The 15,282-nt window shown below is 58.0% G+C and carries 10 protein-coding genes, 1 tRNA gene and 2 rRNA genes (1 of these 13 cut by a window edge); 9 read left to right on the top strand and 4 right to left on the bottom strand.

Features of this window, described 5'->3' with window-relative positions:
- The 3 genes from ACZ5WQ_RS11055 to ACZ5WQ_RS11045 form a co-directional block, all read left to right on the top strand.
- Positions 1-1,745: ribosomal RNA gene (locus ACZ5WQ_RS11055) — 23S ribosomal RNA — on the top strand (it extends 1,144 nt beyond the left edge of the window).
- 138 nt (positions 1,746-1,883) lie between these two features.
- Positions 1,884-1,999: ribosomal RNA gene (gene rrf / locus ACZ5WQ_RS11050) — 5S ribosomal RNA — on the top strand.
- 241 nt (positions 2,000-2,240) lie between these two features.
- On the top strand, positions 2,241-2,858 hold the full coding sequence (locus tag ACZ5WQ_RS11045; protein ID WP_228246608.1) for a class I SAM-dependent methyltransferase: 618 nt from the start codon (positions 2,241-2,243) through the stop codon (positions 2,856-2,858).
- A 70-nt stretch (positions 2,859-2,928) separates the two neighbouring features.
- On the opposite strand, the gene ACZ5WQ_RS11040 is transcribed toward ACZ5WQ_RS11045, so the two are convergent.
- Positions 2,929-4,590, bottom strand: a complete 1,662-nt coding sequence (locus tag ACZ5WQ_RS11040) for a long-chain-fatty-acid--CoA ligase (RefSeq protein WP_228246609.1) — start codon at positions 4,588-4,590, stop codon at positions 2,929-2,931.
- A gap of 231 nt (positions 4,591-4,821) precedes the next feature.
- Between ACZ5WQ_RS11040 and ACZ5WQ_RS11035 the strand changes: the two genes are divergently transcribed.
- Genes ACZ5WQ_RS11035 through ACZ5WQ_RS11015 form a run of 5 tightly spaced genes read left to right on the top strand, consistent with a single transcriptional unit; the run spans position 4,822 to position 9,463 of the window.
- Positions 4,822-6,363, top strand: a complete 1,542-nt coding sequence (locus tag ACZ5WQ_RS11035; protein ID WP_228246610.1) for a 2-isopropylmalate synthase — start codon at positions 4,822-4,824, stop codon at positions 6,361-6,363.
- Entirely contained in the window at positions 6,363-7,118 is a 756-nt protein-coding gene (locus ACZ5WQ_RS11030; RefSeq protein ID WP_464382320.1) for a hypothetical protein, read from the top strand. Before ACZ5WQ_RS11035 ends, ACZ5WQ_RS11030 begins: the two co-directional genes overlap by 1 nt.
- Positions 7,115-7,567 carry a ribosomal protein S18-alanine N-acetyltransferase gene (gene rimI / locus ACZ5WQ_RS11025; RefSeq protein WP_088273139.1) on the top strand — a complete coding sequence of 151 codons (453 nt, stop codon included), beginning with the start codon at positions 7,115-7,117 and terminating at the stop codon, positions 7,565-7,567. The genes ACZ5WQ_RS11030 and rimI overlap by 4 nt, the downstream gene beginning before the upstream one ends.
- A 4-nt stretch (positions 7,568-7,571) precedes the next feature.
- Positions 7,572-8,471, top strand: a complete 900-nt coding sequence (locus ACZ5WQ_RS11020) for a DMT family transporter (protein ID WP_285677629.1) — start codon at positions 7,572-7,574, stop codon at positions 8,469-8,471.
- On the top strand, positions 8,471-9,463 hold the full coding sequence (locus ACZ5WQ_RS11015; RefSeq protein WP_464382319.1) for an isocitrate/isopropylmalate family dehydrogenase: 993 nt from the start codon (positions 8,471-8,473) through the stop codon (positions 9,461-9,463). Before ACZ5WQ_RS11020 ends, ACZ5WQ_RS11015 begins: the two co-directional genes overlap by 1 nt.
- 66 nt (positions 9,464-9,529) lie before the next feature.
- Here ACZ5WQ_RS11015 and ACZ5WQ_RS11010 read toward each other — a convergent pair.
- From ACZ5WQ_RS11010 to ACZ5WQ_RS11000, 3 genes are all read right to left on the bottom strand, one after another.
- A tRNA-Met gene (locus ACZ5WQ_RS11010) sits at positions 9,530-9,606 on the bottom strand.
- Positions 9,607-9,729: 123 nt separating this feature from the next.
- Positions 9,730-12,663 carry a DUF748 domain-containing protein gene (locus ACZ5WQ_RS11005; protein WP_464382318.1) on the bottom strand — a complete coding sequence of 978 codons (2,934 nt, stop codon included), beginning with the start codon at positions 12,661-12,663 and terminating at the stop codon, positions 9,730-9,732.
- A gap of 315 nt (positions 12,664-12,978) precedes the next feature.
- A complete protein-coding gene (locus ACZ5WQ_RS11000) occupies positions 12,979-13,656 on the bottom strand; it encodes a hypothetical protein (protein WP_024086255.1) in 678 nt (225 codons plus the stop codon).
- Between the two features lie 205 nt (positions 13,657-13,861).
- Here ACZ5WQ_RS11000 and ACZ5WQ_RS10995 point away from each other — a divergent pair, with 205 nt between their 5' ends.
- On the top strand, positions 13,862-15,223 hold the full coding sequence (locus tag ACZ5WQ_RS10995) for a hypothetical protein (protein ID WP_042855694.1): 1,362 nt from the start codon (positions 13,862-13,864) through the stop codon (positions 15,221-15,223).
- Positions 15,224-15,282 lie beyond the last annotated feature (59 nt).

The raw sequence follows: 15,282 nt of genomic DNA, 5'->3' as shown, positions 1-15,282 counted from the left end.
AAGCTACGGGTTCATCGTAAGATGAGCGGTAGAGGAGCGTTCTGTAAGCCTGTGAAGGTCAATTGAGAAGTTGGCTGGAGGTATCAGAAGTGCGAATGCTGACATGAGTAACGACAAAGGGAGTGAAAAACTCCCTCGCCGGAAGACCAAGGGTTCCTGCGCAACGTTAATCGACGCAGGGTGAGTCGACCCCTAAGGCGAGGCCGAAAGGCGTAGTCGATGGGAAACGGGTTAATATTCCCGTACTTCTAGTTACTGCGATGGAGGGACGGAGAAGGCTAGGCCAGCACGGCGTTGGTTGTCCGTGTTTAAGGTTGTAGGCTGGTGACTTAGGTAAATCCGGGTCGCTAAGGCCGAGAGCTGATGACGAGTGTTCTTTAGAACGCGAAGTGGTTGATGCCATGCTTCCAGGAAAAGCTTCTAAGCTTCAGGTAACTAGAAATCGTACCCCAAACCGACACAGGTGGTCAGGTAGAGAATACCAAGGCGCTTGAGAGAACTCGGGTGAAGGAACTAGGCAAAATGGCACCGTAACTTCGGGAGAAGGTGCGCCGATGAGGGTGAAGCATTTACTGCGTAAGCCCATGTCGGTCGAAGATACCAGGCCGCTGCAACTGTTTATTAAAAACATAGCACTCTGCAAACACGAAAGTGGACGTATAGGGTGTGACGCCTGCCCGGTGCCGGAAGGTTAATTGATGGGGTTAGCTTCGGCGAAGCTCTTGATCGAAGCCCCGGTAAACGGCGGCCGTAACTATAACGGTCCTAAGGTAGCGAAATTCCTTGTCGGGTAAGTTCCGACCTGCACGAATGGCGTAATGATGGCGGCGCTGTCTCCACCCGAGACTCAGTGAAATTGAAATCGCTGTGAAGATGCAGTGTATCCGCGGCTAGACGGAAAGACCCCGTGAACCTTTACTATAGCTTTGCACTGGACTTTGAATTTGCTTGTGTAGGATAGGTGGGAGGCTTTGAAGCGTGGACGCCAGTCTGCGTGGAGCCAACCTTGAAATACCACCCTGGCAACTTTGAGGTTCTAACTCTGGTCCGTTATCCGGATCGAGGACAGTGTATGGTGGGTAGTTTGACTGGGGCGGTCTCCTCCCAAAGAGTAACGGAGGAGTACGAAGGTGCGCTCAGCACGGTCGGAAATCGTGCGTAGAGTATAAAGGCAAAAGCGCGCTTGACTGCGAGACCAACACGTCGAGCAGGTACGAAAGTAGGTCTTAGTGATCCGGTGGTTCTGTATGGAAGGGCCATCGCTCAACGGATAAAAGGTACTCCGGGGATAACAGGCTGATACCGCCCAAGAGTTCATATCGACGGCGGTGTTTGGCACCTCGATGTCGGCTCATCACATCCTGGGGCTGAAGCCGGTCCCAAGGGTATGGCTGTTCGCCATTTAAAGTGGTACGCGAGCTGGGTTTAGAACGTCGTGAGACAGTTCGGTCCCTATCTGCCGTGGACGTTTGAGATTTGAGAGGGGCTGACCTTAGTACGAGAGGACCGGGTTGGACGAACCCCTGGTGTTCCGGTTGTGTCGCCAGACGCATTGCCGGGTAGCTACGTTCGGAAAAGATAACCGCTGAAAGCATCTAAGCGGGAAACTTGCCTCAAGATGAGATCTCACCGGGAGCTTGACTCCCCTAAAGGGCCGTCGAAGACTACGACGTTGATAGGTTGGGTGTGTAAGCGCTGTGAGGCGTTGAGCTAACCAATACTAATTGCCCGTGTGGCTTGACCATATAACACCCAAGCAATCTGGTGTTATCGAGCCAAACAGAAACAAACAACTTCGCGAACTTGCGAGATTGCAAATACCTTAGCTTCTGTCACACATCCAAGCTTTTTAAGCTGCACGCCCAGCGGGCAGCAACAAATTGCTTGACGACTATAGAGCATTGGAACCACCTGATCCCATCCCGAACTCAGAAGTGAAACGATGCATCGCCGATGGTAGTGTGGGGCTTCCCCATGTGAGAGTAGGTCATCGTCAAGCGCCTATACCGAACACCCCGATCAGTCATGGTCGGGGTGTTCTTCTTTGCGCGCACGGAAAATTAACCCCTACGCTGCGGCGCGTTTCATACTTGCACTACCGGCGTCGTGCTCTGCTGAAAACTGGCGAGATGTTGATGGCGCCTCAAATACCAGCTTTTCCTCTCGCTGTCGTGACACCGTTCATCCTCTGATTTCGTCTGCCTGGTGCTAAACTGCAGCAGTGACACTTGGGAGGGGATATGGGCTTATACGATCGTTATGTTCTACCAAGATTGATCGATACCGCCTGCGGCATGGGGGATGTTATGGCACGGCGCGCGCGACTGGTGCCCCGAGCGCACGGCGAGGTGCTGGAGATCGGCATCGGTACCGGGCTAAATCTGCGCTACTACGACCCGGCCAGGGTTACGCGACTTATTGGTGTGGACCCGGCCGCACAGATGCAGGCGTTGGCGCAGCGACGCAGCGCTGACGTGGATTTCCCTGTCGACATGGTCGCTGTCGATGTACGGGGAATACACGCCGATGACCGTTGCTTCGACACTATCGTCATGACCTTCACGCTCTGCAGTATTGCCGATCCCTTGCCCGCGTTGCGGGAAATGCACCGCGTACTACGTGATGGTGGAAAACTGTTGTTTTGTGAACACGGTTTGGCTCCTGAGCCCGGTGTTCAGCGGTGGCAGCATCGTCTTACACCATGGTGGAAACCCTGGGCAGGCGGTTGTCATCTTGATAGGAATATCCCGGCATTGATACGTGACGCCGGGTTTTCAATCGAGGAAATGGGTGCCGGTTACATCAAGGGACCGCGGCCGATGACGTTCATATATGAAGGGGTCGCAAATAAGGATTGATAGACAGTTCAGTGACAACAAAAAAGCGCCCATGGGCGCTTTTTTGTTGTGGCATTTTCAAGGGCAATGCTCAGGCGCGTCCCCATTCCAGGTCCTGCAGGTGACGCCACATCAGCTTGCCTGTTGGTGACTTGGGGATGCTGTCGGCAAAAGAGACCATTTGTGGGCATTTGTACGCTGCCATATTCTCATGGCACCAACTGATGATGTCCTGCTCGCTGGTGTTTTCCTTGCCAGCCGCGAGTACCACGATGGCCTTGACTGTCTCCCCTCGGCGCTCGTGCGGCGCAGAGATGACACAGACTTCCTGGATTGCCGGATGGGCGTACATCAAGGATTCGACTTCCGCAGGCCATACCTTGAAGCCGGATGCGTTAATCATGCGTTTGACGCGGTCAACTAGGAAGAAGTAACCCTCTTCGTCGTAGTAACCCAGATCACCGGAGCGGAAGAAGCGATGACCGTCGAGTTCAATAAACGCCTCTTCGGTAGCGTCGGGGCGGTTCCAGTAGCCTTGGAATATCTGCTCTCCGCGCATGATGATCTCCCCGGTGACACCAGGCTCCACTTCCTTTAGCGTTTCCACGTCAATGACGCGTGAGTCGACACCGATGAAGGGAATGCCCAGGCACTGTGGCTTGCACGCCAACGGCGGGTTGACGTGCGTAGCAGCGATTGTTTCGGACAGGCCGTAACCTTCCATGTAGGTAAGGCCGGTTTTCTCTTTGAGTTTGGCCGCCACGGCTGCCGGCATGGCTGCACCACCACCACCAATGCCGGTGAGCGAGCTAATGTCGTACTTGTCGATATCAGGGTCAGACAGCATGTCGACGACCATGGTCGAGATGTTGCGCCAGGTATTGATCTTCAGTCGCTCGATCAGGGTGGCAGCGACCTTGCGGTCCCAGCGCGTCATGACAACCAGTGTGCCGCCGGCATACAGCGTCGAATTCATGCATGATTGCATGCCGGTCACATGGAACATCGGTACCGATACCAGGTGAATGCAGCTGTGCTGGGTGTTGACCCAGGCCGCACCATAAACGGTGGTGGCCATGACACTGTGATGGGTGTGCACGCAGCCCTTGGGGTTGCCGGTTGTGCCGGAACTGTAGGGAATGACGCACAGGTCCTGTGGCCCTGCTGTCAGTGGGCCGGGCTGCAGGCTTGCATTGAGCGCATCCTGCCATCGGGTTACACCTTCTTCGCCTGTAGCGGCCGCCGCCGGTTCTGCAACAGCTTCGGGCAGCGGCAGGTCAGTTGGCTTCCTGACGTACTCGCTGTAGGCGCTGACAATCACCTCGCGCAGACTGCTGTTGCCAATATGTGGCGCAACGAACTCGCTGAGTTCCTGGCCACACAGTGCGACCGGCGCCTGCGTGTCTTCGATCAGATAGGCCAGTTCGGCAGTACGGTTCATCGGATTGACGGGTACGACCACCGCGTTTGCCCGCAGGATGGCGAAAAACCCAATGATGTACTGTGGGCTGTTCTGCATATAGAGCAGCACCCGATCGCCAGCCTGCACGCCGGCCTTTTGCAGGTAACCGGCCAGGCGTTCGGTCTCGTCCTGAAGTTCGCGGTAGCTGATGTCGGTGCCGTAGTAATGAATGGCAGGGTGTTGCGGATAGCGCAGTGCCGAGACGGTGATGTTGTGATACAGGTTGGTTGCGGGTAGCTCCAGCTTGCGGGGTACCTGCTCCGGCCATACTGCAAAATGACGATCAAACATGCATCCAGTCTCCTGTTATTGTCGGTGCGTTATCCCGGGGAGCGCACCGACTGTTGTATTTGGGCATGTTCGCAGCATAGGTGGCGGCGGGTCCAAGGGGAATCAAACTGCACTCTCGTGTTAGCAGGCAATAAACAGCGCTTAGTCGGCGTCCCGCCGATGGGTGTGGATCGGGTATAGTTAGCGACTAAGGGTAACGCGATGACGTGACCACGGGAGAGGGCTGCAGGTATGACACAGAATCAGGTAATCATCTTCGATACCACACTGCGTGACGGGGAGCAGAGCCCCGGCGCGTCCATGACCAAGGACGAGAAGCTGCGCATTGCTCGTGCGCTGGAGAAGCTGCGCGTCGATGTCATCGAGGCCGGTTTTGCAATCGCGAGTCCCGGTGACTTTGAGGCGGTCAAACTGATCGCCGATACCATTCAGGACAGTGTCGTGTGCAGTCTGTCCCGAGCCATGGATGCCGATATCGACCGTGCGGCCGAGGCGCTGGCCGGCGCCAATGCAGGTCGTATCCATACCTTTATCGCTACCAGTCCGATTCACATGCAGCACAAGCTGCGTCTGCCGCCGGATCAGGTGGTTGAGCAGGCGGTGCGTGCGGTCAAGCGTGCGCGCAATCTCTGCCCGGATGTCGAGTTTTCCTGCGAGGATGCGGGTCGCTCGGAGATCGACTTCCTCTGCCGCATCATCGAGGCCGCCATCGACGCCGGCGCGCGCACCATCAATATCCCCGATACGGTTGGCTACGCCATCCCGCATCAGTTTGCCGACACTATCCGTCAGATCATTACCCGGGTGCCGAACGCCGACAAGGCGATCTTCTCTGTTCATTGTCACAATGATCTTGGCCTTGCGGTGGCCAACTCGCTGGCGGCGGTAACCGCGGGCGCGCGCCAGGTCGAATGCACCATCAACGGTCTTGGCGAGCGGGCCGGCAACGCTGCGCTGGAAGAGATCGTCATGGCGATCAAGACCCGTAAGGACTTGCTTAACGTTGAGACCCGCATCCAAACCGAGAACATCCTTGCGGCGTCGCGTCTGGTTTCGGGTATTACCGGCTTTCCGGTGCAGCCGAACAAGGCAATCGTAGGTGCCAACGCCTTTGCCCATGAGTCCGGCATCCATCAGGACGGGGTACTCAAGCATCGGGAAACCTACGAAATCATGAGTGCCCAGTCGGTTGGCTGGCATACCAACAAATTGTCACTTGGCAAATTGTCAGGCCGTAACGCGTTCCGTTCACGGCTTGAGGAGCTGGGTATTGAACTCAGTGGCGAGGCGCTGAACGCGGCTTTCGCCCGGTTCAAGCAACTGGCCGATCGCAAGCACGAAATCTTCGACGAAGATCTGCAGGCCCTGGTAACCGATACCCTGACCGAAGTGGAAGAGCACATTCGTCTGGTCCACCTGGAGGTTACCTCATGCATGGGCGAGATTCCGGTTGCGACGGTGCAGCTGACCGTGGATGGCGTAGAGAAGACCTCAAGTGCAGAAGGCTCCGGGCCGGTGGATGCGACGTTCAAGGCGATCGAGCAGATTGTCGGGTCGCAAGCCAGCCTGCAGCTGTATTCGGTTAATGCGATTACCCAGGGTACCGACTCTCAGGGCGAGGTAACGGTGCGGCTTGAAAAGGCCGGGCGAATCGTCAACGGTAACGGTGCTGACACTGATATCGTGGTCGCGTCGGCCAAGGCGTATATCAATGCGCTGAATCTCATGCGCGAAGGCGCTTACCGGGCTCATCCGCAAGCGGCAGACGTTTGATGTACGAAGCGACTCGCCTCGCTTACCTGGAGGCTCTGGGCGTTACCAACTGGATGCCGCGCAAACCGCTTGCGGCGGTGCCCGCGCGTGCGCCTGCACTGCTGCTGCCGGAGCCAGAGGTGTCCGCGGCGGAGGCTGAGGCTGCGCCTGCCGAGCGAAGCATCGCAGCGCCGCGCGTCGAGGTGCCAAGGCCAGTCAAACCGACAGTCGCTCCTGCTCCTGCTCCGCCGGCGCCGGTCCCCGAGCCGGTGAAAAAGGGGCCCGCGGCGGAGCCGGTCGCAGCGTTCTACCTGCAGCTCTGGCAATCCGGTCCGTGCATGTTGCTGATTGAAACACCCGAGCCGGGGCTGGAAAGCGCGATGCCCGGCTTCATCCTGTTGCAGGACATTTTGCGTGCGGTACAACTCCCGGACCGTCCGACACTGGTCGCTGATTTTCGCTGGCCGCTCAACCGTAACCCGCAACTCGACCGCAGTGCCGCTGCGGCTAATCGCGGGTTGCTGGCCTTCTTGCAGGCGCGGCTGGAGTCACAGCAGATTGTGTCTGTCGGCTGCTTTGGTGTTATGAATACCCTGCTTGTTGAAACCGATCTGACCCAGGCTGATGCGTCGCTCGGTTGCGAAGAATCTGTCGACGGCTTGCCGCCCGTGTGGTTTGCGCCCAGCCTCGACAGCCTGCTCAAGCGCCCGCAGGAAAAAGCGGCGTTGTGGACGTTGTTACGCCGTGTGCGATCGCGCTGGCAGGAGAAGTCATGAGTACGTTGTCCTTTCGCCGCATGCAGGAGTCGGATCTGGATGCGGTGCTCGCGGTCGAGTTTGCCGCATTCAGTCATCCCTGGACGCGCGGCATTTTTCTGGATTGCATCCGTTCAGGGCACGAGTGCTGGTTAGCTTTCAGCGGGCAGCAGCAGGTCGGACACGGCGTACTCTCGGCTGCTGCCGGCGAGTCGCATTTGCTCAACATTACCATCAAGCCCGAGAGTCAGGGCAACGGCTATGGTCTGGCGTTGCTTGATCACTTGATGCAGCAGGCCAAGGCGCGTGATGCCGAGGTTACGTTCCTCGAAGTGCGCGAATCCAACCAGAGTGCAGCGCGACTATACGAGCGTTACGGCTTTAACGAAATTGGTCGGCGCAAGAACTACTATCCGGCAGTGGGTGGGCGCGAAGACGCGCTGGTCATGGCCTGCTCGCTGATCGACTGAGCCCATGTCCAACGCACGTCGTAACGGCGCCATTGTCGGCCTGGTGATCTGCACGCTGGCTTGGGCGGGCAATGCATTGGTTGCAAGGGCCACTGCCGGCATGTTGCCGCCGATCGGCTTGTCCTTCTGGCGCTGGTTGACCGCGCTGCTGTTGTTGCTGCCATTCACCTTGCCGAGCCTGTATCGGCACCGCGATCTGCTCTCAGTGCATTGGAAACAGATCGCGATACTTGCGGCGTTGAGTATCTCCTCCTACAACACTCTCCTGTACCTGGCCGCGCAAAGCACCACCGCGATCAACATTACGCTGGTCAACACCGGCTTGCCGGTCGCTGCCTTTATCTGGTCTGTCGTATTACTGCGGCAGTGGCCGACACGGCTGACGCTGCTTGGCACATTACTGTCATTTCTCGGCTTGTTGCTGATTCTCAGCGCTGGCAAGCCATGGCAATTGCTGCAGATCGGCTTTAATCGGGGCGACCTGATAATGGTGCTGGCGGTGCTTGCCTGGGGCCTGTACTCGGTTCTGCTGCGGCGCTGGCCGGTTCCGGTGCCAGGGTTTACCTTGCTGGCGGCCATGCTGATGTGCGGTGTACCACTGCTGTTGCCGTTCTATCTATGGGAGTTGAACGCGCACGGTAGCATGCCCTGGTCGCCTCAGGCATTCGGCGCGATTGGCTACACCGCCGTAATGGCGTCGCTGGTTGCCTACTCCGCCTGGAACCATGGCGTGCGCGTACTGGGGCCGGCGACCGCGTCACTGTTCAGTTATTTGATGCCGATTTTCGCCTCGCTGCTCGGCATCCTGCTTCTGGGCGAGCATTTGCACGCCTATCACCTGGCTGGCGGTGCGCTGACGTTTGTCGGCCTGTTGCTTGCGACCTGGCAGGGACGGAAAGCCTGATGCAGCTGTGTGTTATTCCCGGTGACGGGATTGGTCACGAGGTCATACCGGTTGCCGTTTCTGCGCTCAGGCGACTGGTGCCCGGTCTGCAGACGCACGCGGCTGATGCTGGATGGGAGTGCTTTCAGCGTAGCGGCTCGTCTGTTCCGGAAGCTACGCTGGAGAATCTGCGAGCGACAGGTGCCGGGCTGTTCGGCGCTGTCTCATCACCGGCGCGCAGGGTTGCCGGGTATCGCAGTGCCATTCTCACCCTGCGCCAACAGCTCGGCCTGAACTGCAACCTGCGTCCGGTGCGGAGCTGGCCAGTCATCTCGCCCCGCAGCGGTGTCGACATGCTTATTCTGCGGGAGAACAGCGAAGGGCTGTACGTTGGTCGCGAGCACATGGAGAGCGAAGGCATTGCGATTGCCGAGCGACAGATCAGCCGGGCGGCCTGCGAACAGTTCGCTGCGCGAATCGTCGAGGTGGCCGAACAGCGAAGCGCCCACAGGGTGACACTGGCCCACAAGGCCAATGTGCTGCCGCTAACCTGTGGGCTGTTTCGCGACACCTGTCGTCAGGTGCTCGCCGTGCACGGCTGGGAGGCTCAGGTAGACGAGCGACTGGTAGACGTTGCGGCACTGCAGCTGGTCGAGTCGCCGGAAAGCTTTGATGTGCTGGCCACCACCAATCTGTTTGGCGACATCCTGTCCGATCTGGCCTGTCACTGGTCAGGTGGGCTTGGCATGGCGCCGTCGCTCAACTGGGGACAGGGCATTGCCCTTGCCGAACCGGTACACGGCAGCGCACCGGATATCGTCGGAACCGGCCGGGCCAACCCTATTGCGGCCCTGCTGAGCGCGGCCTTACTGCTGAGATATCACTGGCAACAACCAGAACTGGCTGCGCGACTGGATGCAGCGGTTGAGAACTTTCTGGTCGAGGCGGGTGCAGTTGATTTTGCTGATCGCACCACAGAGATTATTGCCGACGGGGTGATCAGCAGGCTGTAGGACGACGACAGGCTATACGTGGAAACATAAAAAAAGGCCTAGCCGAAGCTAAGCCTTTGAAAAGGTTGGTGGCTACACCGGGACTTGAACCTGGGACACCAGCATTATGAATGCTGTGCTCTAACCAACTGAGCTATGTAGCCATCCGAGGCGCGCATTATTCATTTCTGCGCAAATGTTGTCAACCCTCTTTCCAAAACTTTTTTATCTGCCTTTTCAATTATTTAACCGACGCCAGTGCGCAGAGCGGATTGTGCTGTTCCGACTCAGGTGCTGTCGAGCTGCATGGGGACGCTGACGTTTTCTTCGCCGCTGTCTTCGGTAATGCTGACGTCGATCTGGAATACCCGTTCTGCCTGCATTCCCGCGCGCTCGGTCAGGTAGCCCTTGATATTGCTGGCTCGGAGCTGGGCCAGTCGACGCAGCATCAGTTGACTGGCTCGCCAGTGCGTGAGCACGGCCTGGCGCAGTCGGGTGGTGCGCTCTTCGGGTTCAAGTTCGGCCCATTCGGTCGGCGGCTGTTGTTTCAGTTGGGTGCGGTAAATGGCTTCCAGCAGAATTGGCTTGTCCTCGTCTTCGACAACAAGCTTACTGGGGTCGGCGGGCAGTTTCTTGCCGCTGTTCTGCAGAATCTGGTACTGCAGCCGCTGATACTCGGTCTCCAGTCGCTCGGCTGCCAGAGCAGGGCCGTCCTGCTCAATGGTGCTGCGTCCCTGGACTTCGAGAATCAGGGCGGGACGTTCCTGCAGAGCCTGAGCCAACGTATCCAGAGCGCTTTGCGCGGTGCCATCGAGCTCGGCGCTGCCGGCCGCGAAGCTGATCTGGCTGATGTCCGCCTGGTCTCCGGATACCAGTCCGGCGATGAATTTGAACGGCGCCTGTGTTGCCCGCAATAGCAGGTTGCGCAGGGTTTGCCAGACCAGCGGCATAACGCTGAATTCGGGGTTGTTGAGATCGCCTGATACGGGGATCGACAGGTCAATGTTGCCCTTGGTGTCCTTCAGCAGGGCCACGGCCAGGCGCACCGGCAGGTCGACGGCGTCCGGGCTGTCGACTTTCTCTCCCAGTTGCAGGCCCTCCAGGAGCAGTTTGTTCTGGGCATTCAGCTGTCCTTGCTGGATGCGGTATTCCAGGTCCAGGTTCATGCGCCCCTTGCGGATGCGGTAGCCGGCGAACTTGCCGGAGTAGGGGGTCAGGGTCGTCAGCTCGACGTTGCGGAAGCGGGTAGCGATATCCAGGCTGTTGAGCGGATCAAAGGGTGTGAGCCCGCCCTTGATGGTGACGGGCGCATAGCGGTCTACGCGGCCGCTGATATCGACATTGGCAACCAGCGGACGCTGATTGTCGATGGTGCTGATCCGGCCGTTCAGCTGGCCCATTGCGGTGGCAAAGTTGGGGGTAAGGCTGAAGTCGGCAAAGTTGGCGGAGCCGTCATGGATATCGATACCGCCAATGCGCAGTGCCATTGGCGGCTTGTCGCTGGCCGGCGTGCTGGGTTCCGGCTGGCCGGGTTGCTTGACGATCAGGTCGCTGAAGTTGGTGGTCAGGTTCTCGTTGACGATGAAACGCACGTAGGGGCGTTGCAGGCTGATGCGTTCGATGCTCAGGCTGTCGCTCCGGTAGTTGATGCCGGTGACCTGCAGCTGTTGCCATTTCAGCAGATCCCGCTTGCGGTCAGAGTCCACCACATGCAGTTGGCTGACGCTGGCCTCGCCGGTGATGGCCAGGTCAAGGGGAGCGGTGCCCCGCAGCTGCAGCTTCAGGTCGCCATCCATCAGGCCGCTGCGCAACTGTATATCCACCAGCGGTTCCACGTAGGCGCGGGCGAGCTGGAGGTTGATATCTCGGCTGGCAATGTCGAGGTTGGCTGACAGCGGACGCAGATTTACCTCGCCGGCGGCACTCAGGTTGCCGTCGCCGTTCACGCCAGTCTGCAATTGGAGCCTGAAAGGTGTTGAGGCTGCGCTGTCAAAGTCGCTGATGCTGATGTTGAGCGGCGCGAGCTCCAGATTGACGTCGGTATCGGGCAGGCGGTCCTGCAGGTGCAGCTGGTAGCCGCTGAGGTCTGCCTGGGCAACCTGTAACTGCCATGCCGGTTGTGGTGCCTGTTGCGGCCTGGTTGCTTCGGTCTCTGCGTCTTCAGTGCTGGCGGAGGCGGCTGGCGCTGCGTCCTGGTCAGTTGACGGCGCGTCTTCGGTTGCCGGCTTGGGAAGCAGTGCAAGCAGATCAATCTGACCATTTTCCAGACGGGCAGCCCAGGCCTCCAGCCCCTGACTCTGGATGCTGCCAAGGCGGGCCTGGCGGGCCGCGATGTCGAGCGAGCCGTCGTTGATGCTCAATGACGGGACGCGCAGCAGGGGCTTGTCGTTGTGGTCGATGATCAGGCTGTCGAGATCAAGGCGTGCGCTGCTCAGGCGAACATCGGTGTGCTCGGACAGGTCGATGTGATAGTCGGTGCTGGCGCTGATTGCGCCGCTTTGCAGCAATAGCGGCAAGCGCTCATGCACGTAAGGCCAGACGGTCTGCAGTTTGGCAGCGTGCAAGCTGATGCGGCCGCTGGCGCGCAGAGGTGACAGGCTGAGCCGGCCATCCCAATCAAGGCTCGCGCCATAGGGGCCGGAGGCCGTCAGCCTGAGGTTGCCCTGGTTGTCGGGCAGTGTGCTGAGGTTGTGCAGCTCGAGCGAGATGGCGTCATAGGCAAACTCCACGGCCTCGGAGGGGCGCAGATCCTGGAAGTTTGCGCTGTTACTGATCAGTGCAATGCGGTCGACCAGGACCGGGAACGGTTGGGCGTTCGGGTCCTGTTCCCGGGGTTCCGATGCTGGCAGATCAAATAGCTGCAGAAGGTTCAGCCCACCCTCGGCATCAAGGCGGGCATCGACGTATGCGCGCTCCAGTTCAACGTCGGAAAGATGCAGGGCGCCATGCCAGAGGCTGTCGAGCTGCAGGTTGGCGTAGGCACGGCGAAAAGCAATCTGCGGCGCACCAGGCGCACCGATATGCAAATTCCAGAGGGTTGCTTCGAAGCTGAATGGGTTGAACTCGACGCGCTCCAGTTTGGCTGGCACCGTAGCGAACCGATTCAGCTGCTGGTTGGCGACGTGCAGGATGATCGCGGGCAGCAGCAGGGCGCCAATCAGGGTGTAGGCAAACAGGGCCGTCAGCAGTGAAACAAACAGCGTTTTCTTGCGTAAGCGCATGGGATTCTCGCAACAACATGGAGCACTGGGAGTATGGCACGGGAATCGTATGGGTGGGGCGTGAACGGGCTGCGGCTGACTGCATTGGTCTCGGTGTCAGTCCTTTGCGCCGAACGAGGGGAGGTTGATCAAACAAAAAAGCCCCGGACGCGGTTGCGTGCGGGGCCTTCGACTGCCGGAGAGGTCAGACGTTATCCGCTAAGTCAGGCCTGAGGCAGCCGCCAGACCTGAGGGGGTGCCAACTTCTTAAAATTATGTACCCGGTTCTGTACCCGGTTTTGTGCTTCGTGCCTGCTTCAGTGTGAGGTGAGATGATTAGCGCTCGTCATGCCCTCGGTCAGTTGTCACTGCGTCTCTGAAGGCAATGTAGGCTAGCTTGTCCTTTAGGTCTTTCATTTTGGACTCCACAAGCTTCGACACATCTTCATCGCTTGCGGTGGGTGGCGTTTCGTCAGGCCACATTAGCTCCCAGCGAGCTAAAAGCGTTAGGTAGCGCTCGGTGTATTTCAGGGTTTCATCTAGTTGAGCCTCGAACAAGGCTGATTGCTGGTTGGCAATCGCGAGCTTTCGCGCTACTGACTCTTTGAGCTGCCTTTTATAGTCCCTTTCTGCGTTGAGAGCTTTCCCTTCCTCCTCAATTAGCGAAGTGATCGTGGCTGTTTCGTCCTTTTTTTGCTTCTGGGCGATGGCGTGTAGGCGGTCAATCGTTTCGTTCGTCAGCGTAAAGGTTATGGGCTGCCTGCCATTGCTGTCCGAGCGATAGCGGCGCTGACGGATTGCTCCCTGGAGCCTGATCACCAGGACTGGCATGTCTTGCTGAATCTGCCTGATAGCAGAGGCGACGTGCTCATAACTCGCAAACCTAGTAAACGCGTCACCCTTAAGTTTGCTCATGTAGTCGGCGCTGAGGCGATGCTTCAGGTACTCGGCGGCCCATTTCCATTCGTCATCCTGCTTTCGTAGCCACTTCAGCGGTTTCTCGTTTTCTGACATCTCATCCTCCAGGCGGGCCGTTTTGGCTATGAGCCAAAGCCAAGCCTTCGGGAGAGATTTATACCGTTACTGTTTCGTTACGCAACCGTTATCAGCTTTGCCACTGATATGTTAGTAAAACGTTACGTGTTGTTATGTGAGTCGTTACTGTAACTAAGGTATAGTAGATATAGGGTATATTTGCGAGTTAAAAATTGGAGGTTCTATGCTTGCTAGGCTTCTTGATGCGAAGCTAAGGGCGGGTGATCCAGATGCTAAATTTTTGCTCATTGCATTCTGGAAGCACTATGGCTCGGTGACGCCTAAGCCTCGTTCGCAGAAGCAATTGGCTGAAGACCTGCGGCTTCCGGTGCAAGCAGTTTCAAAAGCGGTTGCCCAACTGGTTGATGTGGGGGTACTGCGAGTCGTTACTCAGCCTGAAGGGAAGGGGCGGCCAAGGTGTACCTACGAGATGAGCAAAGCTATCCAGTCGGCTCTGCGGGATGTCGAGGAAAGGACGCTGAACCACCCCGGTTTGGTCAAGCATGTCTTGGGTGGCGAGCGCATCAGGGCCATCTGGTCTGGCTGGAAGGACGATGCGCCGACTGCGAAGGAGCTCAACACACGCTCGCGAGACGAGAAGCGAGTTGCTCCAGTGCGGCAGGGGAAGCTCAGCTTGGCGAATCGTTTGCTGCTCATGATCTTGCTAAGCCATGCAGATCCGTTTGGGGTTGCCAGGGGGCTGAGTAGCAAGGAGCTCTGCTTGCTGACGGGAATGGATGCGGCCTCTCTCAAGCAGCGCTTGCGCAGGCTTACGGAGCTGGGATTCATTCGTAGACACATACCTGGGTTGGCGAGTCCGATTTTCGCTGAGAAGCTCAGGAGCGTTTATTGGCTTAATCTGAACCACCTTCAGCTTTCACCTGCTGACGACGTTGTTTCCGTCGTGGTGCATAAGAAGGCCGCCGATCAAGACATCGACTACAAGTTTTTGGCTGGCGTCAGACTTGATCGCAACTCCTTCCTAGGGCGAGGGGAATACTTGGCACCTCGCAGCGTGGTTCGTCTCTTCAGGCGAGCGCCAGATCATGCGTTTGATCAGCTTGAGCTTTTTATTTGTGACTGCGTATTGGGCTTTCTGTCGCGCCACTGGGTTCAGGCTGATTCCGCCGGATGGGGAAAGGTGCGCGGTGTGGACTCGACGGTGAAGGAGCAAGTGGCGGCATTCTTTCGACTGCCGATGCTTGATCCCAAGGACAAAGCGATTCTGGACCACGAGGAGATTTTCGACTTCTTCCACCACCAAGTCCTTGAGCTGGCCAGAGAGGTGGTCCAACGTTTTTCGCAGGTATCCAGCATTGATCTGGCCAGGGTTAGCTACATCTTGGTTCCGGCGCATGTGTCGACTGGCCACCGTTGCATCGCTCTGTTGACTGAAAGAGCCTCGGACGAGGGTCTGGCCAAGCATTGGATGGTCACCAAGGGGTGCGATGATCCTGTGGTGAAAAGCGTGTTAAGGGAGGTGGATATTCCGCTGGAGCTGCGCGAAAAGTCAGGGTTGCTCACGCCAGCACGAGCTGCTGGGTAACAGGCAGTTTTTTTATACGGCCCTCGCAGATCCTCTGGGACATACAGAGGAGCCCTGCT

It is taken from the genome of Halopseudomonas sp. T1L2, from assembly GCF_055397385.1.
The sequence above is the reverse complement of the archived record's forward strand: the minus strand, read 5'-3'. Positions and strand labels throughout refer to the sequence as shown.